General features: G+C 55.7%; 23 protein-coding genes. 14 read left to right on the forward strand and 9 right to left on the reverse strand.

The window, feature by feature from the left end; all coding sequences use genetic code 11:
* Positions 1–13: 13 nt before the first annotated feature.
* Complete coding sequence (icd, locus tag ACMGG1_RS13965) at positions 14–1,267, reverse strand: NADP-dependent isocitrate dehydrogenase (protein ID WP_012006449.1); 1,254 nt, start codon at positions 1,265–1,267, stop codon at positions 14–16.
* 132 nt (positions 1,268–1,399) lie between these two features.
* Between icd and rluE the strand changes: the two genes are divergently transcribed.
* From rluE to purB, 6 genes are all read left to right on the forward strand, one after another.
* A complete protein-coding gene (rluE, locus tag ACMGG1_RS13970; RefSeq protein ID WP_122078727.1) occupies positions 1,400–2,026 on the forward strand; it encodes a 23S rRNA pseudouridine(2457) synthase RluE in 627 nt (208 codons plus the stop codon).
* 21 nt (positions 2,027–2,047) lie between these two features.
* Complete coding sequence (locus tag ACMGG1_RS13975; RefSeq protein WP_128864296.1) at positions 2,048–2,383, forward strand: lysozyme inhibitor LprI family protein; 336 nt, start codon at positions 2,048–2,050, stop codon at positions 2,381–2,383.
* A gap of 9 nt (positions 2,384–2,392) precedes the next feature.
* On the forward strand, positions 2,393–2,839 hold the full coding sequence (locus ACMGG1_RS13980) for an NUDIX hydrolase (RefSeq protein ID WP_048760698.1): 447 nt from the start codon (positions 2,393–2,395) through the stop codon (positions 2,837–2,839).
* 95 nt (positions 2,840–2,934) lie between these two features.
* Positions 2,935–4,038, forward strand: coding sequence for a tRNA 2-thiouridine(34) synthase MnmA (gene mnmA, locus ACMGG1_RS13985; RefSeq protein WP_116691160.1), 1,104 nt, complete (start codon positions 2,935–2,937; stop codon positions 4,036–4,038).
* A gap of 2 nt (positions 4,039–4,040) precedes the next feature.
* Entirely contained in the window at positions 4,041–4,667 is a 627-nt protein-coding gene (gene hflD, locus ACMGG1_RS13990; protein WP_020826477.1) for a high frequency lysogenization protein HflD, read from the forward strand.
* Between the two features lie 22 nt (positions 4,668–4,689).
* Positions 4,690–6,060: an adenylosuccinate lyase gene (purB, locus tag ACMGG1_RS13995; protein ID WP_020826476.1), complete on the forward strand. Its 1,371-nt coding sequence runs from the start codon at positions 4,690–4,692 to the stop codon at positions 6,058–6,060.
* Between the two features lie 45 nt (positions 6,061–6,105).
* Here purB and ACMGG1_RS14000 read toward each other — a convergent pair whose 3' ends face one another.
* From ACMGG1_RS14000 to ACMGG1_RS14010, 3 genes are all read right to left on the reverse strand, one after another.
* Positions 6,106–6,813, reverse strand: a complete 708-nt coding sequence (locus ACMGG1_RS14000) for a GNAT family N-acetyltransferase (protein ID WP_201895358.1) — start codon at positions 6,811–6,813, stop codon at positions 6,106–6,108.
* 21 nt (positions 6,814–6,834) lie between these two features.
* The gene (locus ACMGG1_RS14005) at positions 6,835–7,287 is read right to left on the reverse strand and encodes a GNAT family N-acetyltransferase (protein WP_130015588.1); all 453 of its coding nucleotides are present in this window, start codon (positions 7,285–7,287) and stop codon (positions 6,835–6,837) included.
* 190 nt (positions 7,288–7,477) lie between these two features.
* On the reverse strand, positions 7,478–8,986 hold the full coding sequence (locus ACMGG1_RS14010; protein ID WP_142815393.1) for a PLP-dependent aminotransferase family protein: 1,509 nt from the start codon (positions 8,984–8,986) through the stop codon (positions 7,478–7,480).
* 286 nt (positions 8,987–9,272) lie between these two features.
* On the opposite strand from ACMGG1_RS14010, the gene ACMGG1_RS14015 reads away from it, so the two are divergent.
* The 6 genes from ACMGG1_RS14015 (at position 9,273) to ACMGG1_RS14040 (ending at position 16,728) form a co-directional block, all read left to right on the forward strand.
* Entirely contained in the window at positions 9,273–9,989 is a 717-nt protein-coding gene (locus tag ACMGG1_RS14015) for a gluconate 2-dehydrogenase subunit 3 family protein (protein WP_128864292.1), read from the forward strand.
* The gene (locus tag ACMGG1_RS14020) at positions 9,990–11,768 is read left to right on the forward strand and encodes a GMC family oxidoreductase (RefSeq protein ID WP_414160768.1); all 1,779 of its coding nucleotides are present in this window, start codon (positions 9,990–9,992) and stop codon (positions 11,766–11,768) included. It begins immediately after the preceding gene.
* An 18-nt stretch (positions 11,769–11,786) separates the two neighbouring features.
* On the forward strand, positions 11,787–13,067 hold the full coding sequence (locus tag ACMGG1_RS14025; RefSeq protein ID WP_198639745.1) for a c-type cytochrome: 1,281 nt from the start codon (positions 11,787–11,789) through the stop codon (positions 13,065–13,067).
* 320 nt (positions 13,068–13,387) lie between these two features.
* Entirely contained in the window at positions 13,388–14,059 is a 672-nt protein-coding gene (gene phoP / locus ACMGG1_RS14030; RefSeq protein ID WP_020826469.1) for a two-component system response regulator PhoP, read from the forward strand.
* A 5-nt stretch (positions 14,060–14,064) separates the two neighbouring features.
* Positions 14,065–15,522: a two-component system sensor histidine kinase PhoQ gene (phoQ, locus tag ACMGG1_RS14035; protein WP_130015584.1), complete on the forward strand. Its 1,458-nt coding sequence runs from the start codon at positions 14,065–14,067 to the stop codon at positions 15,520–15,522.
* A gap of 84 nt (positions 15,523–15,606) precedes the next feature.
* Complete coding sequence (locus ACMGG1_RS14040) at positions 15,607–16,728, forward strand: cupin domain-containing protein (protein WP_217331103.1); 1,122 nt, start codon at positions 15,607–15,609, stop codon at positions 16,726–16,728.
* A 50-nt stretch (positions 16,729–16,778) separates the two neighbouring features.
* On the opposite strand, the gene ACMGG1_RS14045 is transcribed toward ACMGG1_RS14040, so the two are convergent.
* Both ACMGG1_RS14045 and pepT read right to left on the reverse strand, forming a co-directional pair.
* Positions 16,779–17,870 carry a malate/lactate/ureidoglycolate dehydrogenase gene (locus tag ACMGG1_RS14045; protein ID WP_198639746.1) on the reverse strand — a complete coding sequence of 364 codons (1,092 nt, stop codon included), beginning with the start codon at positions 17,868–17,870 and terminating at the stop codon, positions 16,779–16,781.
* A gap of 85 nt (positions 17,871–17,955) precedes the next feature.
* On the reverse strand, positions 17,956–19,185 hold the full coding sequence (pepT, locus tag ACMGG1_RS14050; protein WP_046375051.1) for a peptidase T: 1,230 nt from the start codon (positions 19,183–19,185) through the stop codon (positions 17,956–17,958).
* A 373-nt stretch (positions 19,186–19,558) separates the two neighbouring features.
* Between pepT and ACMGG1_RS14055 the strand changes: the two genes are divergently transcribed.
* Positions 19,559–21,118 carry a PTS transporter subunit EIIC gene (locus tag ACMGG1_RS14055; protein ID WP_201895363.1) on the forward strand — a complete coding sequence of 520 codons (1,560 nt, stop codon included), beginning with the start codon at positions 19,559–19,561 and terminating at the stop codon, positions 21,116–21,118.
* A 23-nt stretch (positions 21,119–21,141) separates the two neighbouring features.
* Positions 21,142–22,527: a glycoside hydrolase gene (locus tag ACMGG1_RS14060; RefSeq protein ID WP_115059066.1), complete on the forward strand. Its 1,386-nt coding sequence runs from the start codon at positions 21,142–21,144 to the stop codon at positions 22,525–22,527.
* 23 nt (positions 22,528–22,550) lie between these two features.
* Here ACMGG1_RS14060 and ACMGG1_RS14065 read toward each other — a convergent pair whose 3' ends face one another.
* The 3 genes from ACMGG1_RS14065 to nagK form a co-directional block, all read right to left on the reverse strand.
* Positions 22,551–23,264 (reverse strand): MurR/RpiR family transcriptional regulator, encoded by a 714-nt coding sequence (locus tag ACMGG1_RS14065; RefSeq protein ID WP_201895364.1) that lies wholly within the window; start codon positions 23,262–23,264, stop codon positions 22,551–22,553.
* A gap of 85 nt (positions 23,265–23,349) precedes the next feature.
* Positions 23,350–24,186: a Sir2 family NAD+-dependent deacetylase gene (gene cobB, locus ACMGG1_RS14070; RefSeq protein ID WP_048760671.1), complete on the reverse strand. Its 837-nt coding sequence runs from the start codon at positions 24,184–24,186 to the stop codon at positions 23,350–23,352.
* Between the two features lie 11 nt (positions 24,187–24,197).
* A complete protein-coding gene (nagK, locus tag ACMGG1_RS14075) occupies positions 24,198–25,118 on the reverse strand; it encodes an N-acetylglucosamine kinase (RefSeq protein WP_020826460.1) in 921 nt (306 codons plus the stop codon).
* Between the last annotated feature and the right edge of the window lie 45 nt (positions 25,119–25,163).

Below are 25,163 nucleotides of genomic sequence, written 5' to 3' on the forward strand. Positions count from 1 at the left end.
CGCTTAAATACGCTTACATGTGTTTAACGATAGCGTCGCCAAACTCTGAACATTTCAGCAGCTTAGCGCCTTCCATCAGGCGTTCGAAGTCATAGGTAACGGTCTTGGCGGCGATTGCGCCTTCCATGCCCTTAACGATCAGGTCAGCCGCTTCGAACCAGCCCATGTGACGCAGCATCATTTCTGCAGACAGGATGATGGAACCTGGGTTCACTTTGTCCTGGCCGGCATACTTAGGTGCAGTACCGTGGGTGGCTTCGAACAGCGCGCAATCGGAACCGATGTTGGCACCAGGTGCGATACCGATACCGCCAACCTGCGCGGCCAGGGCGTCGGAGATGTAGTCACCGTTCAGGTTCATACAGGCGATCACGTCGTATTCAGCCGGACGCAGCAGGATTTGCTGCAGGAAGGCGTCGGCGATCACGTCTTTAACCACGATCTCTTTACCGGTGTTCGGGTTCTTGATTTTCAGCCATGGACCGCCGTCGATCAGTTCGCCACCAAACTCTTCGCGCGCCAGTTCGTAGCCCCAATCCTTGAAGGCACCTTCGGTGAACTTCATGATGTTGCCTTTGTGAACCAGGGTCACAGAGTCGCGGTCGTTGGTGATCGCGTATTCGATCGCCGCACGTACCAGACGTTTAGTCCCTTCTTCAGAACATGGCTTCACGCCGATACCACATTGCTCTGGGAAGCGGATTTTTTTCACGCCCATTTCGTCGCGCAGGAACTTGATCACTTTGTCTGCTTCTGCAGAACCGGCTTTCCACTCGATACCTGCGTAGATGTCTTCGGCGTTTTCGCGGAAGATCACCATGTCGGTCAGCTCTGGCTGTTTAACCGGGCTTGGAGTGCCCTGGTAGTAACGCACCGGACGCAGACACACGTACAGGTCCAGTTGCTGGCGCAGGGCCACGTTCAGGGAGCGAATACCGCCACCGACTGGGGTAGTCAGCGGGCCTTTGATGGCAACGCGGTAGTCACGGATCAGATCCAGGGTTTCTTCCGGCAGCCACACGTCTTTCCCGTAAACGTGAGTGGATTTTTCGCCGGTATAGATTTCCATCCAGGAGATTTTACGTTCGCCGTGGTAGGCCTTTTTCACTGCTGCATCAACCACGTGAATCATAGCAGGGGTAACGTCAACGCCAATGCCGTCGCCTTCGATAAACGGAATGATCGGGTTATTCGGAACAACCAGTTTACCCTGGGCATCGACCGTAATCTTTTTACCTTCTGCCGGAACAACTACTTTGCTTTCCATCAACCTCTCCTTCAAGCGCAATTTTTGTTAATGCTTTGTAAGATGCGTGTAGATACTACTGGAATTTTCAGTCCGCGCCAATCCGAAACGGATTCGGTTATAATGCGCCTATCATCCGTAATCTCAACTGTTATGAAAAAATTCTCTGTTAAAAATCACAAAGTTAAACGATTCAGCAAGCCTGCCCCCGCCAAACCCGCAGTCGCACAGGGGCCGCGTCGCGTGGTGTTATTCAATAAGCCGTTCGATGTGCTGCCGCAATTTACCGATGAAGCCGGCCGCACCACCCTGAAAGAATTCATTCCATTTCCCGATGTTTACGCCGCTGGGCGTTTGGATCGCGACAGCGAAGGTTTATTGGTGCTAACCAATGACGGCAAGCTGCAGGCGCAACTCACCCAGCCGGGCAAACGTACCGGAAAAGTCTATTACGTGCAGGTCGAAGGCGCCCCGCAGGAAAGCGATCTGGCCCCCTTGCGCAATGGCGTCACGCTCAAAGACGGCCCAACGTTGCCGGCAGGCGTTGAGCTGGTCGCAGAACCGCAATGGCTGTGGCCGCGCAATCCGCCCATTCGCGAACGCAAATCAATCCCCACCGCCTGGCTGAAAGTCACCCTTTATGAAGGCCGAAATCGCCAGGTGCGTCGCATGACTGCACACATCGGCTTTCCTACCCTGCGGCTGATTCGCTACAGTATGGGTAATCTTTCATTGGGCGAATTGCAGCCCGGTGAATGGAAAACCCTGGACTCACTGTAACCAGCCCGAGGAGCAGCAACGATGAAAACATTAACCGCGCTACTGTTCACCACCCTGCTTTCGGTTCCTGCCGTTCAGGCCGCCAGTTTTGATTGCGCCAAAGCCGTCAGCGCCGACGAAAAGGCCATCTGCGCCAGCCGTACGCTGAGTGACAAAGACGTCGAAATGGCGACCAAGTACCAGTTTTTACATGGCCTGTTCGCCATGGGAGTGCGCGGTGAGATGCAAGACCAGCAACAGCGCTGGCTGGCGCAGCGGAAATTGTGCGGCAGCGACGTCAGTTGTCTCTCAGGCAGCTATCAGGCCCGTATTACCGAACTGGATGACATCTATCAGCATATCAATAAGCCGCTGTAAGGGACCTTTATGTTTAAACCGCACGTTACCGTTGCCTGCGTGGTTCACGCCGCCGGCAAGTTTTTGATCGTCGAAGAGACGATTAATAACAAGGCGCTCTGGAATCAGCCGGCCGGGCACCTTGAAGCCGACGAAACGCTGGTGCAGGCCGCCGAGCGCGAGCTGTGGGAAGAAACCGGCATCCGCGCCACGCCACAGTCATTCCTCAAGCTGCACCAGTGGATCGCACCGGACAATACGCCGTTTCTGCGCTTCTGCTTTGTCATCGAGCTCGAACAGCAGTTGCCGACCGAACCGCACGACAGCGATATCGACCGCTGTCTGTGGCTGAGCGCCGACGAGATTTTGCAGGCCCCTAACCTGCGATCCGCACTGGTCGCGGAAAGCCTTCGTTGTTACCAACAGCCGGAACGTTACCCGCTATCGCTGGTCAGCAGCTATAACTGGCCGTTCTGAGATGAATAAGTGCCGTGCGCCGGCGCAGGCAACGTGGTAAAATCCTGCGCTTGTTTTTTATCAGCACGGTTCGTGTTCAAGTTCGTGAGATCCCCATGTCAGACAACAGCCAGAAAAAAGTAATCGTCGGTATGTCCGGCGGCGTCGACTCTTCCGTTACTGCCTATCTGTTACAGCAACAGGGCTATCAGGTCGCTGGGCTGTTTATGAAGAACTGGGAAGAAGACGATGATGAAGAGTACTGCTCTGCAGCGACCGATTTGGCCGATGCACAGGCGGTATGCGACAAACTCGGCATCGAACTGCACACGGTGAACTTCGCGGCAGAGTACTGGGACAACGTCTTTGAACTGTTCCTGGAAGAGTACAAGGCCGGCCGTACGCCGAACCCGGACATCCTGTGCAATAAAGAAATCAAATTCAAAGCCTTCCTGGAATTCGCCGCCGAAGATCTGGGGGCCGATTTTATCGCCACAGGCCACTACGTGCGCCGCCAGGACGTTGACGGCAAAAGTCGCCTGCTGCGCGGCGTCGACGGCAATAAAGACCAAAGCTATTTCCTCTACACCCTGAGCCACGAGCAGGTTGCGCAAAGCCTGTTCCCGGTCGGTGAACTGGAAAAACCGGAGGTGCGCCGCATCGCCGAACAGCTGGATCTGGTCACCGCCAAGAAAAAAGACTCCACTGGCATCTGCTTTATCGGCGAACGCAAGTTCCGCGACTTCCTTGGCCGCTACCTGCCTGCACAGCCGGGCCCGATTGTCAGCGTTGACGGCCAGACCGTCGGTGAACATCAGGGCCTGATGTACCACACCCTGGGCCAGCGTAAAGGGCTCGGCATCGGTGGTATGAAGGACAGTAGTGAAGATCCGTGGTACGTGGTGGACAAAGACGTCGCCAACAACGTGCTGGTGGTTGCCCAGGGGCATGAGCATCCGCGCCTGATGTCCGTCGGTCTGGTAGCGCAGCAGTTGCATTGGGTCGATCGCCTGCCGCTGACCGGTCCCTTCCGCTGTACGGTGAAAACCCGTTATCGCCAGCAGGACATTCCGTGCACCGTTACCCCGCTTGACGAGGAGCGTATTGAAGTGCGTTTCGACGAGCCGGTCGCTGCCGTGACCCCAGGCCAGTCTGCCGTGTTCTATCAGGATGAAATCTGCCTCGGTGGCGGCATTATCGAACAGCGTTTACAGGAGTAATCGTGGCGAAGAATTATTATGACATTACGCTGGCCATGGCTGGAATCAGCCAGGCGGCGCTTATGGTTCAGCAGTTGGCGCACGAAGGCCAATGCGACCGTGAAGCTTTCCATACTTCGCTGAACAGCCTGCTGCAGATGGACCCCTCTTCCACGCTGGCGGTGTTCGGCGGGGAAGAGCGCAATTTGAAAGTCGGCCTCGAGACGCTGATGAGCGTGCTCAACGCCAACAATAAAGGGTTGGGTGCCGAACTCACCCGCTACACCATCAGCCTGATGGTGCTGGAGCGCAAGCTCAACGCCAATAAGCAGGCGATGAACCAGCTTGGCGAACGTCTCGGCCAGCTTGAGCGCCAACTGGCGCATTTTGATCTGGAATCAGACACTATTATCAGCGCGCTGGCCGGCATTTATGTCGACGTGGTCAGCCCGCTCGGGCCGCGCATCCAGGTGACCGGCTCGCCGGCCATTCTGCAGAATCCGCAGGTGCAGGCCAAGGTTCGTGCCACGCTGCTGGCCGGCATCCGTGCCGCCGTACTGTGGCAACAGGTTGGCGGCAGCCGCCTGCAGTTAATGTTTTCCCGTAATCGTCTGTTTAAACAGGCGCAAAATATCGTTGCTCATTGTTAATCGATCCCAGGAGTTGCTACCGATGGAATTATCCTCACTGACCGCCGTCTCACCCGTTGATGGACGCTACGGTGATAAAGTCAGCGCACTGCGCGCCATTTTCAGCGAATACGGTCTGCTGAAATTCCGCGTGCAGGTTGAAGTACGTTGGCTGCAAAAACTGGCCACCTGTGCAGAAATCAAAGAAGTTCCGGCTTTTGACGCCGACGCAAACGCTTTCCTCGACAAGATCGTCGCGGAATTCAGCGAAGAAGACGCGCAGCGCATCAAGACCATCGAACGCACCACCAACCACGACGTCAAAGCGGTTGAGTATTTCCTGAAAGAAAAAGTGGACGCGATCCCTGCGCTGCAGGCGGTGTCCGAGTTTATCCACTTTGCCTGTACCTCAGAAGACATCAACAACCTGTCACATGCACTGATGCTGCAAACTGCGCGTCAGGACGTGGTGCTGCCGTACTGGCGCAAAATCATCGATTCAATCAAGGGCCTGGCGCTGGAATACCGCGATATTCCGCTGCTGTCCCGTACCCACGGTCAGCCGGCAACCCCGTCAACCGTCGGTAAAGAATTCGCCAACGTGGCCTACCGTATGGAACGTCAGTTCCGTCAGCTGGAGCGCGTGGAGATCATGGGTAAAATCAACGGTGCGGTCGGCAACTATAACGCCCACATCGTGGCTTACCCGGAAGTGGACTGGCATGCGTTCAGCGAAGACTTCGTGACTTCACTGGGCATTACCTGGAACCCGTACACCACCCAAATCGAACCGCACGACTACATTGCCGAGCTGTTTGACTGCGTGGCGCGTTTCAACACCATTCTGATCGACTTCGACCGTGATATCTGGGGTTATATCGCCCTGAATCACTTTAAGCAGAAGACCATCGCCGGTGAGATCGGCTCTTCCACCATGCCGCACAAGGTCAACCCGATCGACTTCGAGAACTCCGAAGGCAACCTGGGCCTGTCTAACGCGGTACTGGGCCACCTGGCCAGCAAACTGCCGGTGTCTCGCTGGCAGCGCGACCTGACCGACTCCACCGTGCTGCGTAACCTGGGCGTGGGTCTGGGCTATGCGTTGATCGCCTATCAGGCGACCATGAAAGGCATCAGCAAGCTCGAAGTCAATCAGGCACATCTGCTGGACGAGCTGGATCACAACTGGGAAGTTTTGGCCGAGCCGATCCAGACCGTGATGCGTCGTTACGGCATCGAAAAGCCGTATGAAAAGCTGAAAGAGCTGACCCGCGGCAAACGCGTGGATGCCGCCGGTATGCAGGCATTTATCGATGGTCTGGCGCTGCCGGAAGAAGAAAAAACCCGCCTGAAAGCCATGACCCCGGCGAACTACATTGGCCGCGCGGCGACCATGGTCGATGAGCTGAAGTAAGCGTTTTGTTCCGATAGCAAAGAGGCGGCCTTTTGGCCGCCTCTTTTATTTCCGTGGCATAAAATCCTGCAGGCGTTTTATCTGCTGCCCTTGCGCATTGAAATTATCGGGACTCAACCACTGCTCGAATCCCGCCTTGATTGCCGGCCAACGGTCAGCGGTTATGGCAAACCAGTCGGTATCCCGAGTGCGGCCCTTGGTGACCACCGCAAAGCGGAAAGTCCCCTCATGCAGAAAACCAAATCTCGCCGCCGCCTGTTTGGAGGGCGCGTTGTGACTGTCGCACTTCCATTCGCAACGGCGATAGCCCAAATCCTCAAACAGGTGCCGCAGCATCAGATAAATCGCCTCGGTGGCACTGGAGCGCTGTTTCATCGCCGGTGACCAGCTGACATGTCCAATCTCAGCCACGCCATTACCTTCGTCGATGCGCATATAAGCTACCGTCCCGACCGGTGCCTGGCTGGCACCGTCGAACACCGTCAGATTCACCAGCGTAGCGTTCGCCTGCAAGGTGGTCAGGTGTTGCAACATCGCCGCAGGGCTCTCCGGTCGTTCTATCGATAAATAAGTCCAGTCCCGGCCATCAACCGCCTGCTGGAAAGCGCTGAACAACGCCGCATAATCCCGCTGCGGATCGAGTTGCTTCAGACAGCAAAAACGGCCGTTAAGCGTCTCGCCACCAGGGCGCTTCGCCGCCCGCCAATCGGATAATGGCTCGCCCACCGGCTGCCCAAACTGATTGATCACCATACACTTCCTCGCAGCCTGTCGTTAACGGGTATAGACGATAAACGAACTTCTCTTGCCTATCTTGTCGTACAGCGACCGCGCCGGGGCGTTATATTCCTGCGTCATCCAATAAACTCTGTCGCTGCCTTTCTCATCCGCCAACTGATAGGCCTGTTCGAAGAGTTTTTCGGACACTTTCTTGCCGCGGCCCGCCGGTGAAACGTAAAGATCTTCAATATAACAATAGCCAGCCGAGCTCCAGGTTGAAGGATGGAAAATGAGATGCATGAACCCCAGCAGGTTGCCGTTTCTATCTTCCGCCACCAGGCCGTAGACCTGTTGATCTTCGCATAAACGCTCGAAGGTATGATCGGTAACCTGCGCCGAGACGTCCGCACGGTAAAAATGGAGGTACCCCTGCCACAGTTCCAACCACTGCGGCTTATCGGCGTTTTGTATTTTACGTACTGCTGCTTCATGAATTATTGGGAGCATGGTGCCTCTCTGGTATTAAGTAAGTGATCCCGCAACCTTTAAGCCACCCTAAGGGGGATGGCGATCAAAGCATCATCGGGGCTTTTCTGAGAAAAAATAACGTAATACCAGTAGGATACCTGCGCCATCGCGAACTGAATACAGACCAATTAATAACAGTGAACAGACCAATTTTGATGTGCAACCGCAGTCAGATCTCAGCCGGCAACTCGCTGAAAATAGCAGCTAACTTTTTGATGAATCTTACAATCTCGTCTGGGGAATAAGCGGCAAAACCCAATACCAGCGCCCCTTCCGTGGGTTGCCCGGTATAAAAATCTATCAGGCCATAGACCTTTATCCCCTGCGCGGCGGCGGCCTGAATCAGGCGCCGTTCAGTTGCCGCGTCCGCCAACGGACAAACCAGTTGCAACCCGCCCTGCGGCAAACGTGGCTGAGTCCAGGCGCCAAGATGCTGATGAACCGCTGCATGCAAAATCTCCAGCCGCGCCTGATAGGTTTTGCGCATGTTCCTTAAATGTTCGGTATGGAAATCTTCATGGATAAATTTGAATAACGTCATTTGTGGCAATGCGGAAGTATAACCATCCTGGAATTGCTTGGCGGCGACCATGGGTTTAATCAGCTGCGGCGGAACGATAATAAAACCGATGCGTAACCCCGGGAATAACGTCTTGCTAAAGGTGCCGATATACAAGGTTCGCTGGTACTGATCCAGCCCCTGCAGCGATGCCCTGGTCAGGCCGTCGTAATTGAACTCGGAATCGTAATCGTCTTCAATAATCCAGGCTTTTTCACGTTGCGCCCAGGCCAACAGCTTTAACCTCCGGTCGATGCTGAGCGAATGCCCCAACGGATAATGATGTGAGGGCGTGATGTAAACGCCCCGCCCGCCCCCGTCTGCCCGTATCAATGCATCGATATCCAAACCGGATTGATCTACCCCAATCGGTTGGGCGAGTATCCCTGCCGACTGAACCAATTTTTTGGCCCCCTGGTAGCCCGGCTCTTCCACGAACACCCGGTCGCCAGGATTAAACAACACCTGCGTACACAGCGATAGCGCCTGCTGTGAACTGGTCACCACGATCACCTGCTCCGCGCTGGCCTTCACGCCCCTTTCGCGCCGCAAATAGTCAATGATCTCCTCCCGCAGTTCCACCAGCCCCTGAGGATCGGCATACCCCAGCAGGCGCTCGGCACCTTGTCGCACCGCCAGCCTTTCCAGCTGCAACCAGCTATCGATGGGAAACAGCCGCAAATCGGGCACGGAAGGGGTCAGCGAGTCGCTTCGACTGGTGTGCGGAGTGTGGGCTGCCAGCAGCAAGGAGCGGCCATGCACACTCAGTTCCGACTCCGCCAGTTGAGCGCTTTCGGCGGGGTTTTCAGTCAGCAGCTCGCGGCCAATCAGGGTATTTTGCTGGTAGCTGACAAAACTGCCGCGCCCCACCGCGCGGGCAATATAGCCTTCGGCCTCCAGTTGAGCATAAGTCAGTTCAACCGTATCGCGCGAAACCACCAGCCGCGCAGCCAGTACGCGGCTGGGCGGCAGTTTTGCCAGATAGTCCAGCTCCCCCGCCGTCACCAGTTGCTTGATGGTCAGATGCAGCGCGGCTTTGCGCGTCATGCCTTGACGTAGATGCCGACTAAAGGTGGCCAGGATGATATCCGGCCGGCTGTCACTGCTGCTGTGCTTCATGCTGCTCCGGGTCGAAGGCCTGCCGAAGACAAACCTGCGGTATGTATGTTGATAAGTTGATCTGAATCAACTTAGTTGTGAACAAAATGTTTTGAAACAGATCATCGATTGTTTCATTCAGTTCGCCAGTCCTACACTGAAACAACCATACCAGTAGCCTGCTACTTATATGGTTGTTTACTATTCGTTTACCCATCCCCGCCTGTTTACCGCTGCTGGAGAGCCGCGGCGTAGGCCGCTATTGCCTGCGCAGGCATTAATTGTGAAGCATGTTCAAGGTGGAATTATGTCACAACAGCACGACGCTACGCCGCCCAGGCGTAACTTTCTAAAAAAGACACTGGCGTTAATCCCGCTCGCCGCCGCAGGCAGCAGCATTATGGCACTGGAAGCCAAGGCGGCACCCGCCCCCGGCGTATCGAGCCACTATGTCCCGGTCTATTTCAACGGTGACGAATGGCGTTTTCTGCTGGCCGCCTGCGACCGGCTGATCCCGACGGACGCTAACGGCCCCGGCGCGGTGGATCAGGGCGTACCGATATTTATCGACCGACAAATGGAAACGCCTTACGGCCACGGCGGACTGTGGTACATGCATCCGCCCTTCGTTCCCTCTCCGCCGGAACTGGGTTATCAGTCCAAGCTGACGCCGCGCGAGACTTACCGTATCGGTATCCGTGAAGTGAATGCGCACTGCCGTCGGCAGTTTCAAAAGGTGTTTGCCGAACTGGGCCACGCCGAGCAGGAACAGCTGCTGACGGCGCTGGAACATGGCCAATTGGACTCGGAAGCCCTGCCCGGCAAGGCGTTTTTCGACCAGTTGCTGACCAATACCAAAGAAGGCTATCTGGCCGATCCGGTGCATGGCGGTAACCAGACGTTAGCGTCCTGGAAACTGATTGGTTTCCCCGGCGCGCGCGCGGATTACACCGATTGGGTCAATCGCCCCAATCAGCCTTATCCCCTCGGCCCGGTCAGTATTTCAAGCAAAAGGAATGCCTAAATGAGCACAATTAAAAAACCACCGGTAGACGTGGTTATCGTCGGGTTTGGCTGGACCGGCGCCATAATGGGGATGGAATTGACCGAAAGCGGCCTGAGCGTGCTGGCGCTGGAACGCGGTGAGCAGCGAGAAACCTACCCGGACTTTGCCTATCCGCGCATTGCCGACGAACTGACCTACGGCATTCGCCTGAAACTGGCACAGGAAATGGCGCATGAGACGGTCACGGTGCGCCACACCCCGGCAGATTTTGCCGTGCCCTACCGCCAGCTCGGGTCTTTTCTGCCCGGTAACGGCGTCGGCGGTGCCGGCGTGCACTGGAACGGCATGCACTGGCGTGCCTTGCCTTCCGACTTAAAGCTGCACACCACCCTCAATGAAAAGTACGGGGCCAAATGGATCCCGGAGGGCATGACGCTACAGGATTATCCGCTGAGTTATCAGGAACTGGAGCCTTACTTCGACAAGTTCGAAAAAGTGTGCGGCACTTCCGGTCGAGCCGGCAATCTGCAGGGAAATATCATCAAGGGAGGCAATCCGTTTGAAGGGCCACGAGCCAGCGAATACCCGACGCCGGCGCTGAAACAGCTCTATTCCGGCTCGCTGTTCGGCAAGGCCGCGGAATCACTGGGCTATCACCCGTTCGCCATCCCCGCCGCCAACTGCTCCGAGCCCTATACCAATCCCTACGGCGTGCAGCTAGGTCCCTGTAATTTTTGCGGCTACTGCGAGCGCTTCGGCTGCTTTATGTACTCCAAGGCTTCGCCGCAAACCACCATTTTGCCGGTACTGACCCAGCGCAAAAACTTTGAGCTGCGCACCCAGTCGCAGGTAATCAAAGTGAATCTGGACAGCACCGGCAAGAAAGCCACCGGCGTCACCTACATCAACGCCCAGGGGCAAGAGGTGGAACAACCGGCCGATCTGGTGATCCTCAGTGCTTTCCAACTGCATAACGTTCGCCTGCTGCTGTTGTCCGGCATTGGCAAACCTTACGATCCGGTGACCGGTGAAGGCGTGGTCGGCAAGAACTACGCCTATCAGATGAACAGCGGTGTATCGCTGTTTTACGACCAGAATACCCACTTCAATCCGTTTATCGGCGCAGGCGCGGCCGGCACAGTGATCGACGATCTGAACGGCGAGAACTTCGATCATGCCGATTTGGGTTTTATCGGCGGTGCCTACATCTCTGCCACCCGCACCGGTGGCCGACCTATCCAGCAAATGATGCTGCCACCGGGTACGCCTGCCTGGGGCGGCGGCTGGAAACAGGGCATCAAGGATAACTACCCACACTCAATGAGCATCGGCTCCGAAGGCTCGGTGATGCCCTACCGCGACTGCTATCTGGATCTCGACCCAACCTATAAGGACGGCTACGGCCTGCCGCTGTTACGCATGACGTTTGACTGGAAAGACAATGAAATCAAAATGACACAGCACATCACCAGCAAAATGGTGAATATCGCCAATGCCATGAAGCCCAAACAGATAGCGGTTTCGGTGAAAAAAACCGGCGATCATTACGATGTGCGCCCCTACCAGTCGACTCACACCACCGGCGGAGCCATTACCGGTGACAACCCTGCCACCAGCGTGGTGAATAAATACCTGCAGTGTTGGGATGTACCTAATGTATTCGTCACCGGCGCCTGCGCCTTTCCGCAGAATCTGGCCTACAACCCCACCGGCATCGTCGGGGCGCTGGCCTATTATTCGGCCGAGGCGATCCGCACGCAGTATTTAAAAAACCCCGGTCCGCTGGTTCAGGTCTGAAAGCATAAGGAGCTTCATATGAAAGGATTTACTCCCTCGCTGCTGGCGCTGTTGATGCTGGGCACCGCGACGGTACAGGCGGTTGATGACCCGCAATTGGCCGCCCGGCTCCTGCACGGCGAATATCTGGCGCGTGCCGGTGACTGCGCCGCCTGCCATACTGCCCCTGGCGGTGCACTCTTTGCCGGCGGCCTGAAAATGACCACGCCGGTGGGGGCCATCTACTCCACTAACATCACCCCGGACAAACAGACTGGTATCGGCGAATACAGCCTGCAGGAGTTCAGCGACGCATTGCGCAAAGGTGTCGCCCGCGACGGCACCCGACTCTACCCGGCGATGCCCTATCCCTCTTTTGCCAAAATCAGCGATGAGGATGTGCGCGATCTGTACCTGTATTTCACCCATCAGGTTCACCCCGTGGCGCAACAGAATAAAGACAGCGATATTCCCTGGCCACTGAATATGCGTTGGCCTCTGGCAATGTGGGATCTGGTGTTCCGAGAGGACGGAACTTATCAGCCGGATGCCACCCAAAGCGCCGAATGGAATCGTGGAGCCTATCTGGTGCAGGGGCTGGGCCACTGCGGAAGTTGTCATACGCCACGCGGTATTGGCTTCCAGGAGAAAGCGCTCAACCAAAGCGACAGCGCCTATCTGAGCGGCGGTACGCTGGAAGGCTGGCATGCCGCCAACCTGCGGGCGGACGCGGTAAGCGGTTTGGGCGGTTGGAACGCGGAAGATATCACCCGCTTTCTGAAAACCGGCCACAACAACCGATTTGCCGCTTTTGGCTCGATGGTTGACGTGGTTCAGGACAGCACGCAATACTTGAGTGATGAGGACCTACGCGCTATCGCCGGCTATCTGCAATCATTACAGGCAGATAATCAGGAGAAGCCATTGCCGCAAGACGGCAGCACGGCTGCTCTGCTGGCAAAAGGGGATGTCAGTCGCCCGGGCGCTCAAGCCTATCTGGATAATTGCGCCGCCTGCCATCGCAGCGACGGGCAGGGCTACCGTGATACCTTCCCGCAGTTGGCACACAATCCGGCGCTGTTAAGCGATGATCCTTCCTCACTGATCAGCATTGTTATCAATGGTTCCCGTACCCCCATAACCGTTGGTACCCCTACCGGGTTGACCATGCCGGACTTTGGCTGGCGGTTGAACGACCAGCAAATTGCCGAACTCGCGACCTTTGTACGCAGCAGTTGGGGCAACCATGCGCCGCCAGTTACCGCCGCCGAAGTGCAGGAGATCCGTAAAAACAGCGTCAGCAAACCGACCCATCCTTAACATTTGCGGGCCCGGCATCCGGGTCCGGTTCTCTCATCGCAGCCTCTTCCGTTTAAGTTTGGTTTAACTTTCCCTCGCCATTGTTTATCCAACGTTTATTTGACCTTGTCGATAATGACAGCGAACTAAATATCGATAGCGCTTATTTCCTGCCAAGGTTCTGCGTCCCTTGCGGTAAGAGCCGGTTATACCTACCATAACGTCAAGATCACGATCGGATGGCTTAGGTTGTCGCACGCTATCCCTCACACGCTGCTGAGCGTGTTACCTTTACTGCGTGGGTGACAGGATGTTCACCCGCCGATCCACAGGAGTTCGCCATGCGAGTACTGGTTGTTGAAGATAACGGTTTATTACGCCACCACCTCTCCGTCCAGATGCGTGAAATGGGCCATCAGGTTGATGCGGCAGAGGATGCCAAGGAAGCCGATTATTTCCTGCAAGAGCATGCGCCTGACATCGCCATTGTCGATCTCGGCCTGCCGGGTGAAGACGGCCTGAGCCTGATCCGCCGCTGGCGCGCCCACCAGATGAAGCTGCCAATCCTGGTGCTGACCGCGCGTGAAAGCTGGCAGGACAAAGTGGCGGTGCTGGAAGCCGGTGCCGACGACTATGTGACCAAGCCGTTCCATCTGGAAGAAGTGATTGCCCGTATGCAGGCGCTGATGCGCCGTAACAGCGGTTTGGCCTCTCAGGTGATCGTATTGCCCCCGTTCCAAATCGACCTTTCGCGTCGCGAACTGAGCGTTAACGAACAGCAGATCAAACTGACTGCGTTCGAATACACCATCATCGAAACCTTAATCCGCAACGCCGGCAAGGTGGTCAGCAAAGACTCGCTGATGTTGCAGCTGTACCCGGATGCCGAACTGCGCGAGAGCCATACCATCGACGTACTGATGGGCCGTTTACGCAAAAAATTGCAGGCCGAATACCCTCAGGAAGTGATCACCACGGTTCGTGGTCAGGGCTATCGTTTTGATGCGAAATGATCGCCATGTTCAACAAGGGTAAAAAACCTTTCTCACTGCGCGCACGCTTTTTGATGGCCACCGCTGGGGTGATCCTGGCGCTCTCGCTGTCCTATGGTCTGGTGGCGGTAGTCGGTTATATTGTCAGCTTCGACAAAACTGCCTTCCGCCTACTGCGCGGTGAAAGTAATCTGTTTTTCAGTCTGGCCCAGTGGAAAGATAACAAACTCACCATTGCCATTCCGCCCGATATCGATCTCAACTTCCCTACCCTGGTGTTTATTTACGACGATAAAGGCAATCTGCTGTGGAGCCAGCGCAAAGTACCCGAGCTGGAAAAACGCATCAATAAAGAGTGGCTGGAAGAGTCCGGCTTCTACGAAATCGATACCGATACCCGTATCAGTAGTGAAGTGTTGGGCAACAACCCCAAGGCGCAGGATCAGCTTAAAGACTATGACGACAACGATCAGAATGCCCTGACCCACTCCGTCGCGGTCAACACCTACGCAGCCACCGCGCGGCTGCCGGCTTTGAGCATCGTGGTTGTCGATACCATTCCGCAGGAATTACAACGCTCCGACGTGGTATGGGAATGGTTCAGCTACGTGTTGCTGGCCAACCTGCTGTTGGTAGTCCCCTTGCTGTGGCTGGCGGCCTACTGGAGCTTGCGTCCCATCAAGGCGCTGGTGAATCAGGTTGGTGAGTTGGAAAACGGCGAGCGAGAACAACTCGACGAAAATCCCCCCAGCGAGCTGCGTGGGCTGGTACGTAACCTGAATATTCTGGTGCGCAACGAGCGCCAGCGTTACACCAAATACCGCACCACGCTTTCCGATCTGACCCACAGCCTGAAGACGCCGTTGGCGGTGTTGCAAACGACGCTGCGTTCATTACGTACCGGTAAGCAGACCACCATCGAGGAAGTCGAGCCGATCATGTTGGACCAGATCAGCCGTATTTCTCAGCAAATCGGTTACTACCTGCACCGGGCCAGCATCAATTCGGGGCAAACGGTGCTGACGCGCGAGATCCACTCGGTCCCGGCGCTGCTCGACAGCCTGAACGTAGCACTGAACAAGGTGTATCAGCGCAAAGGTGTGGTGATCACGCTGGATATTTCGCCGGAAGTGACCTTTATGGGGGAGAAAAACGACTTTATGGAAGTGATGGGCAACGTGTTGGAAAATGCCTGTAAATACTGCCTGGAGTTCGTTGAGATCACCTCCCTGCACTCCGACAAATACCTTACTATCGTCATCGATGACGACGGGCCAGGCATTCCGGAAAGCAAGCGTGAATTGATCTTCCAGCGCGGCCAGCGGGTAGATACGCTGCGCCCTGGTCAAGGATTGGGATTGTCGGTGGCGGCGGAGATTATCGAACAGTACGACGGTTCCATTACCATCAGCGACAGCCCGCTTGGCGGCGCTCGCATGCAGGTCACTTTCGCCCGTCAGCACGATTCCCATCATCACGAGTAAATTCTGTCGCTCTGGCCCCGATCCACGGGGCCAAACTTCCGTTATAATCGCACTCAGGCTCACTCCTCTATCCTGGAATAGAACATGGATTATCAATTAGATCTGGACTGGAACGACTTTTTGCAGCGCTATTGGCAAAAGCGTCCGGTTATTCTGAAGCGCGGCTTCAAAAACTTTATCGATCCGATCTCCCCGGATGAGCTGGCCGGGCTGGCGATGGAGAACGAAGTGGACAGCCGTCTGGTCAGCCACCAGGACGGTCGCTGGCAGGTTGCGCACGGCCCTTTCGAGAGCTTTGATCACCTGAGCGAAAACAACTGGTCGCTGCTGGTGCAGGCTGTGAATCACTGGCATGAACCTTCCAGTGCGCTGATGCTCCCGTTCCGTAAGCTGCCGGACTGGCGGATGGACGATCTGATGATCTCGTTCTCGGTCCCGGGTGGCGGCGTTGGCCCGCACCTCGATCAGTATGACGTCTTTATCATTCAGGGTACCGGCCGCCGTCGCTGGCGCGTGGGTGAAAAAGTGCCGATGAAACAGCACTGCCCGCACCCGGACCTGCTGCAAGTTGAGCCTTTCGACGCCATCATCGATGAAGAAATGGAACCGGGCGATATTCTGTATATCCCACCGGGCTTCCCGCATGAAGGCTACGCGCTGGAAAATGCGCTGAATTACTCGGTAGGTTTCCGCGCCCCGAACGGCCGCGAGTTGGTCAGTGGCTTTGCCGACTACGTGCTGGCCCGCGAACTGGGCAGTAAGCGCTACAGCGATCCGGATATTCAGTTGCGTGAGCATCCGGCAGAAGTGCTGCCGCAGGAAGTCGATGCGCTGCGCCAGATGATGGTGGATTTGGTTCAGCAACCTGAACACTTCCAGCAGTGGTTCGGCGAGTTTATCTCCCAGACCCGTCATGAGCTGGATGCTGCGCCGCCGGAGCCGCCTTATCAGGCCGGTGAAATCTACGAACTGCTGCAACAGGGCGAGCCTTTGCAGCGCCTGGGTGGCCTGCGCGTACTGCGCATTGGCGACCAGTGCTTTGCTAACGGTGAACTGATGGATACCGAGCATCAGCAGGCTGCCGATGCGATGTGCCAGAATTTCAGCGTGGATGCCGCCAAGCTGGGCGACGCGATCGAAGATCCTTCGTTCCTGGCACTGCTGACCTCGTTGGTCAACAGCGGTTACTGGTACTTCAAAGACTGAGGCATGGCCTTTAGCGACCAGAGCCACCCGCGTTTCGGCGGGTGGCTTTTTTATGCCCGCAACGCCCTGGTCTGATAACCGTCCAATTCGGCGTCCGACATGCCTGCCTGGATTGCCGCAGCACAGATCTGCCGCCAGGTGTTGTCGTCTATCGGGATCCCCTGCCGCAACCGCGCTTCACGGTTGGCATCTTCCCACTCACCCGGCACTTCAATCGGTTGGCCGTCACTTGGCGGTGAAGCCTTCACCCAATCGATAAAGGCCTCGGCCTCGGTTTGCATCTCTGGCGCGTCGAAGGCTTCCGGATTGAGGATGATGGTGGTCATGCAGTTGAAAATAGCATCGCTGTTGGATTTCACCGTCGCCGCATGAGTAGTGCGGCCACCGGACAGCGCACCGCCGAGGATTTCGCATAACGTGGCTAACGCATAACCCTTATGGGCACCGAAAGGCAGCAACGAGCCATACGGATGTTCGTGCATCACCTTGGGTTCCGTCGTTGGCTGGCCGTGTTGGTCGATCAGATAACCCGGCGCGACGCTCAAACCTTTGTTGTAGGCCACGCGGGTTTTACCAAACGCGATACCGCTGGTGGCAAAATCCAGCAGCAACGGTTTTTTATCCTTACGGGGAAAAATAACGCAGAAGGGGTTGGTGCCGAAACGACGGTCACTGCCGCCGAATGGTGCCACCATAGGATCGCCCACCACATTGACGAAATGGATAGAGATAAAACCGGCTCGCGCACACTGCTCGGCCCAGTGGCCAATGCGGCCAATGTGATGTGAGTTGTGCAACGCCACCGCAGCCAGCCCCAACTGCCGGGCGCGCTCTATGCCTTTTTCCATCGCCTCACAGGCGACGACCTGGCCAAAACCCTGTCCGCCGTCCACCGTCAGCACCGCTCCGGCATCGCGTACCACTTTGGCATGAACGTTAAGCTGCAAATGCCCCTGTGCCAATGACGACATATAGCTGGGGATCATGCCTACGCCGTGGGAATCGTGCCCGGCCAGATTCGCCTGAACCAGGTGATCCGCCACCCGCGCGGCCTCCTGCTCGGTACTGCCGGCGTGGCGCCAAATAGCCTGCACAAACTGCTCAAGACACTGGCGATCGATACGGTGCTCGGTACTGCTCATGATACGGCTCCTTGTGCTGGAAATATATCCTACACTAGGAGCAAATCATTGTTACGGCAAGCAATTATACTCAATCTCATCGAGGTTATTTGGCGCGTTCGGCGGTCAGCGCGGCGATGCGCATAATAACCGAAACCGCCTGTTCCATCCCTTCCAGCGACACAAACTCATGCTTGCAGTGGTAGTTATATCCGCCGGTGAACAGATTTGGGCAAGGCAAGCCGCGAAACGACAGCTGAGCGCCATCGGTACCGCCGCGAATCGGTTTCATGATCGGTTCGATATCACAATCGCGCATTGCCTGCTGTGCCAATGCAATCACATGCGGATGCTCTGCCACCTGTTCCCGCATGTTGTAATAGCTGTCTTCAATCGTAACTTCAATATAACAATCGCGCGGCAGACCTTTGCCCACCTGTTGAGCGACCTCTATCATCCGGCGTTTACGTGCCTCAAAACCCTCACGCTCAAAATCACGCAGGATGTACTGCATCTCGGCGCGTTCAACGCTCCCCTTAAAGCTGCTGAGGTGGTAGAACCCCTGATAGCCGCTGGTGGTTTCCGGGGTTTCATCCGCCGGTAACGCCTGCTGAATACGCGTCGCCAACGACAAGGCATTCACCATCACCCCTTTGGCGCTGCCCGGGTGGACATTGTTACCGACAATTTTCACCGTCACCGATGCTGCGTTGAAGTTTTCGCACTCCAACTCACCCACGCCGCCACCGTCCACGGTATAGGCCCATTCGGCATCGAACTGCGCCACGTCAAACAACCGCGCCCCTTTCCCCACCTCTTCATCCGGTGTAAAGGCTACGCGGATATCGCCGTGTGGAATGTTGCGCTGCTGCAGTCGCACCATGGCGGTCAGGATTTCGGCGATGCCCGCCTTGTCATCGGCACCGAGCAGCGTTTTACCGTCGGTGGTGATCAGCGTCTGCCCCAACATCTGGTGCAGGATCGGGAACATCACTGGCGACAGCACTTCATCACCAATGCCCAAGGCAATATCGCCGCCGCGGTAATTTTCGACGATCTGCGGGTTGACGTGCTTACCGGTAAAATCCGGTGAAGTATCCAGGTGGGCAATAAAGCCTATCGCCGGCACGGGCCAGGTAACGTTCCCCGGCAAGGTGCCCATCACACAGCCATGCTCACTGAGCGACACCCGTTCAAACCCCAGTTCAATCATTTCCTGCTGCAACGCACGCGCCAGCTTCAATTGCCCGTCGGTGCTCGGCACATGTTTGACGTTCGCTTTAGATTGCGTGTCGAATGAGACGTAGTTAAAAAAGCGATCAAGTAGTTTATCCATGGTATCCGCCCTCAGAATTTCGCGTTTCATTATGCGGAACCGATCGAGATCAAATATTGAGACAGGTCATTTTTAACCAGATTTAACGGAAATCATTAATTCTTGTGGTGTTTGATATGTCGCCTCCTCCCTTGGTGTACCGTCCATCTTACCTTTCACTACCCCCCTTATGTGATCCTCTTCACGCCTGGTACCGGTTGTCAGTCATTGACCACCGGTACCTTTTTCCGGCGGCTGATTGCATCGCTAAATCATTCCACCTATAACTGGTTTAAGGCAGGGGTTGCCGCATTCAAAATCATTTTTATTTCGCCATACCAGGGAGTATTACCAGCAACGTCGTTATCCACTAAAATATAAAAAAGGAACTGCCATGAAAGATATTATTGATAATATCTTAAGCAAGCTGCAGATTTTCTCCAAAGCCATGATGGGGCCAATATTCTTTCTGCCGGTAATTGGTCTGATTCTGGCATTAAGTTCTATTCTCACCAATGCCACGCTGGTGAATGAAAACTCCGGCGTATTTCATATCGGCAAAATGATCGGTGATACCTTTTGGCCGCTGTTTGGTAATCTCGGGCTGATTTTTTGCATCGGTATTACCTACGGCCTGGCGAAGGATAAAAAAAGCGAAGCGGCGCTGGTTGCCGTGATGTGCTTTATTATGTTCCTGGGCGCCAACTCATCCTATCTGCAATTAAGCGGTCACATAGCGCAGAAAATCAATGGGGAATATTACGGCACCGGACAAACCGAACTGCTGGGCTTTACCGTGGTGGATATGGGCATTTTCCTCGGCCTGATCCTCGGTGTCACTATCGCCTGGGTGCACAACAGATTGTGTAACGTGGAGCTGAACGGCGTACTTTCCGTCTATGGCGGTTCCAAGCTGGTGCTAATCGCCATGACGCCGGTGATCATGCTGTATGCCGTCGGTTTCAGCTACCTTTGGCCGGCCATTTCACACGGGCTGATTTCCCTGACCGGCTTTATGAAAAGCTCAGGCTCGCTCGGGGTCTTCGTCTATGGCTTTTTCGAAAAATTCCTGATCCCCACCGGTCTGCATCATTTTATCTGGTCGCCGTTTCAGTTGACCAGCATCGGCGGTTCAATTGTACAAGACGGCCATACGGTGTCGGGCTCGCAGGCCATTTTCCTCGCTTATATGCGCGACCCGAGCATCTCCCCGCTGATGAACGAGGCACTGCGCTTTTCGCAACAGGGCATGGTGACCATTTTCGGCCTGTCAGGCGCTGCGTTGGCGTTCTATCACACCGCCAAACCGGAGAAAAAAGTGCTGGCCAAGGCGATATTGATCCCGGCCATCACCACTTCCATTCTGGTAGGCATAACCGAACCGATAGAGTTCACCTTCCTGTTTATCTCACCGTTGCTGTGGGTGATACACGCAGTGCTGACCGCGCTTTCGCAAGTTGCGTGTAACCTGTTCGACGTTCGACCCTGGGGTGCCAGCGGCCTGATCGAATTCCTGGTTTACAACCTGCCGTTACCGGTCGCCCTCACCCGCTGGCCGCTGTACGTGGTGATTGGTCTGGTGCAGTTCGCGGTGTATTACCTGGTGTTCAAAACCCTGGTGCTGAAGCTTAATTTAAAAACGCCGGGCCGTGAGGATGACGACGCAGTCAAGCTCTATTCCAAACAGGATTATCAGAACAGCAAAAATACACCCAATGAGTTAAGCGGGATTATTATTCATGCCCTGGGTGGCAAAGAAAACATTATTTCCGTCGACAACTGCTTCACCCGATTACGCGTCGAACTAAAAGACATGCAATTAATTGATGAGGCCGCATTAAAAAGTACCGGAGCAAAAGGCGTGGTGAAAAGCCGGCGTGAAGTCCAGGTGATTTATGGTGTCACCGTCGGAAAAGTGAAGAGTCAGGTCGAAAAATATTTAGCAGCATTATAACTTTATTTATTGGGAGAAAATTCATGAAATTAACCGTTCTGGGCGGCGGTGGCGTACGCTCACCGTTCCTGGCCAAGTCCATTGCCTATAACGCCCACCGCATCGGCGTCACCGAAGTGGTGTTTATGGATACCGATCGGGAGAAATTGGCGGTCTACGGCGCCATCGCACAGGGTGTCTTCGAGCGTATCCGCAGCGACATCAGGTTCAGCCTGAGCAGCGACGCCCATCAGGCGCTGAGCGGAGCCGATTATATCATCACCACCCTGCGTATCGGCGGTGAAGAAGGCCGCATTCATGACGAACGTATCGCACTCAATCATCAGGTCCTGGGGCAAGAAACCACCGGTGCCGGCGGTTTTGCCATGGCGATGCGTTCTATTCCGGCCATAGTGGAATATTGTCGGCTCATAGAGCAGGTGTCATCACCGGACGCGGTACTGTTCAACTTTACCAACCCTTCCGGCATGGTGACCGAAGCCATCATCAAATCCGGCTTCAAACGCAAGGTGTACGGTATATGCGACGCCCCCAGCGAGTTTATCCGTGAGTTGGCGGAACTGCTGGGCTGTCGTGAGTCCGAGCTTAGCGTCGACTGCTTTGGGCTAAATCACCTGTCATGGTTCCGCAATGTGCGGGTCAACGGTCTGGAGGTGAGCGAGCAACTGCTGGCCGATCCACGCCTATACCGTGATACCTGCATGAAATATTTCTCGCCAGAGCTGGTCGCGCTGTCCGATAACCTGATGCTCAATGAGTATCTGTATTACTACTATTACCGGGAACAGGCGATCGCCGCCATCGTCGATGCCGGAGAAACCCGTGGCGAACAGATTGCGCTGATAAACCAGCAAATGCTGGCCGACCTTGCCAGGCTGGATATTGCCACGCAGCTGGATCAGGCTTTCAGCGTCTATTTCGCTCACTATCTGACGCGGGAAAACTCCTACATGCAGCGCGAATCCAGCCAGGGTAAAGTCAAAGAGCGTGAGATGCTGACGCTCCAGCAGTTTATCGAACAGCCTGACAGCGGCGGTTATGCCGGGGTGGCGATAGACATTTTGGAAGCGGTAAATAACGGCCAGCAAAAACGCGTGGTGGTGTCGATGCAGAACAACGGGACGCTCGACTTCCTGCACCCGGAAGACGTGATTGAAATCAGCTGCGAACTCAGCAACGCGGGCATTCACCCGGTAAAAATGAATGATATTCCCGACACCCAGAAAAACCTGATCTCCCAGGTCAAAGAGTACGAACGCCTGGCGGTTGCCGCCATTCTGGAAGGGGACCGTCAGAAGGCCATTAAGGCGCTGATGGTGCATCCGCTGGTCAACTCTTACTCGCTGGCAAAAACGCTGGTTGAAGAATATCTGCAGGCTCACCACCAGTATGCCAAGCATTGGCATTAAGCAGGGCTGAAACGGCGCAGGCCTCAACGGCTACGCCGTTCAAACCAGGCTTTGATCAGGTTCTCAAACCCCAGCAGGCAGTGGCCGAAAAACGGGTTGGGATAGTAAATATCGTGGTCGTACTTTTGCCGATCCTCATAAATAAAGGTCATATCGGCCTGCTGCGCCAGCGGGCTGTTTCCGTCGCCACAAAACGCCGCCAGCCGGATATTATTGCGTTTCACCGCGTCGCTCCAACTCAGCGCCGAGCTGCTGTTGCCCGATTTTGAAATCACAATCACCATATCAAACCGGAAACGCATCTCTCGATCGAGGATCTCGAAATCCGGCCACAGCGACAGGTAGCTGTCGATGCCCAGCGTCATAAATTTGTTGTACATGTACTGCGCCACCAGCTGCGAGAAACCGCTGCCGTGGATCAGGATTTTGCCGCTGTCGAGCAGATCAAGGAATTGGGTCTGTTGTTTTAAGCTGGCCGGTGCCGTCGGCTGCGGCTGCTCCTGAAAAGCCGGTGCCATCACCAGGTTGAACTTGATGAAATACACCAGTTCCAGATAGCCGCGAAAGCCCAGCTTTTTCGCCAACCGCACCAGGGTCGAGGGTGAACTGTGGCAACGAACGGAAACCGCACGGATACCCTCGTCAATGCAGGCGTCCGGGTTGTCGAAGATAGCGTTGAGGATGGTGAGATCCGTTTTGCTCAGATCCGCCCTGCTGAATACCTGCTTGAAATTCACCGTCGCCCCTGCTCATTTAACCAAAGAAAGGCCGGCGTCAAACGGCCGGCCAGTTACCCGAGTCAGACAGCGCATTGACCTGGGCTTAAGGCCTATCAGCCCTTTCAACTTTCCCTACCAGGAATTTGTGCACAAAACGTGGTACCACCGCGCTGGCCTGGCCGTAGTGTTTTTCATCAAACTGACTTTCCACCTGGCTGGGCTCCAGGTTGAGCTCCATGGTATGCGCCCCACCCAGCCGCGCTTCATGCACAAAGCCCGCCGCCGGATAAACGTGGCCCGAGGTGCCGATAGCGACAAAGAAGTCGGCCTTGGCCAGCGCCTGATAAATTTCATCCATGCCCAGCGGCATTTCGCCGAACCACACCACGTGTGGGCGCAACGGGGCCGGGAATTGGCAACAATGGCAGCGGTCGTCCACGCTAAGGTCTTCGGGCCAGTCAAAGACCTGCCCGGAGCTGGTGCAGCGTACTTTCAACAGCTCACCGTGCATATGCAACACCCGTGAGCTGCCTGCGCGCTCATGCAGGTTATCGATATTTTGCGTTACCAGCAGGAAGTTATCCCCCAACCAGGCTTCCAGATCCGCCAGGGCACGATGCGCAGCGTTAGGCGCAATGTCCGACGATTGCAGCTGACGACGGCGTTCATTGTAAAACGCCTGTACCAGCTGTGGATCGCGCTGATAACCTTCCGGCGTAGCAACATCCTCCACGCTATGCTCTTCCCACAACCCGTCCGCCGCCCGGAAGGTACGAATACCCGACTCAGCCGAGATCCCGGCGCCGGTCAACACCACGACAAACGGCTTTTTCAGCTCGGCCGCCGCCATGGTATCGCGATGAAAAATCCGCGAACGAAAGCGCTGATGCAGCACATGCTTACTCTTGCGAAACTGACACAGCCGATGACGAGTGTGCATTAACTCTCTCCTTACTTTTCCCTGTTAACCAAATTGAGGAACGCCGCCCCGCGTACGCCACCGGCGTCCCCGTAACGGGCTTTTTCAATTCGTGGCAGCTTGGCCACGCGCAACACATGCGCCGGCAAACGCTGCGGTAACGCCTGGTAAATAGCGTCAAAATTCGACAAGCCACCGCCAATCACCACCAGATGCGGATCGATGATAGTCAGCAGATTGCCCAGGCATATCGCCAGGACGTCCATGAAACGTTCGACATGAGCCACCGCCTGCGGCTCACCTGCCTGATAATGCGCAATGATCTGCTGCGCAGGCAAGTGCTGCTGGTAAAAGTGGCCGTACATCCACTCAAAACCGCGGCCAGAAATGTAATTTTCGATGCAACCCTGATGACCGCACCCGCAAGGAACGCGAGGTATATCACGTCCCAACACCTCCAGCGCATCCACCGGCAGACGGAAATGACCAAATTCACCGGCGATATAGTTACGCCCGGAGAGCACCTTACCGTCGACGATTAGCCCGCCGCCTACCCCGGTACCGAGGATAATGCCCAGCACCGTCGGATAGCGACGAAACTCCTCGTCCCAGGCCTCCGACAGCGCAAAGCAGTTGGCGTCGTTATCGATGCGTACGTCACGGCCAATCAACTCGGCCAGGTCATGCGGCAAGCGCTGGCCCATCGCCGCCGGGACGTTGGCGGTGAAAACCGTACCGTCATCGTCATTGGGCAGGCCGGGAATACCGATACCTACCATGCCTTTCTGGCCACAAAACGCATCCGCTTCAAACGTCAGATCGCGCAGCGTCGTCAGCAGTTGTCGATAATCCTCACGTGGCGTCGGCACCCTTTTTTGCCAGATACGCTGCAGATCTGCATCGAACACGCCCAGCTCAATCTTGGTGCCGCCCATATCGAAACCGTAGTACATAACCCACCCTCAGGCTAAAAAAAGGGGCGGCATCTCTGCCTCCCC

The sequence above is a fragment of the Serratia sp. BNK-12 genome, assembly GCF_047456085.1.
GTDB classification, from domain to species: domain Bacteria; phylum Pseudomonadota; class Gammaproteobacteria; order Enterobacterales; family Enterobacteriaceae; genus Serratia; species Serratia liquefaciens.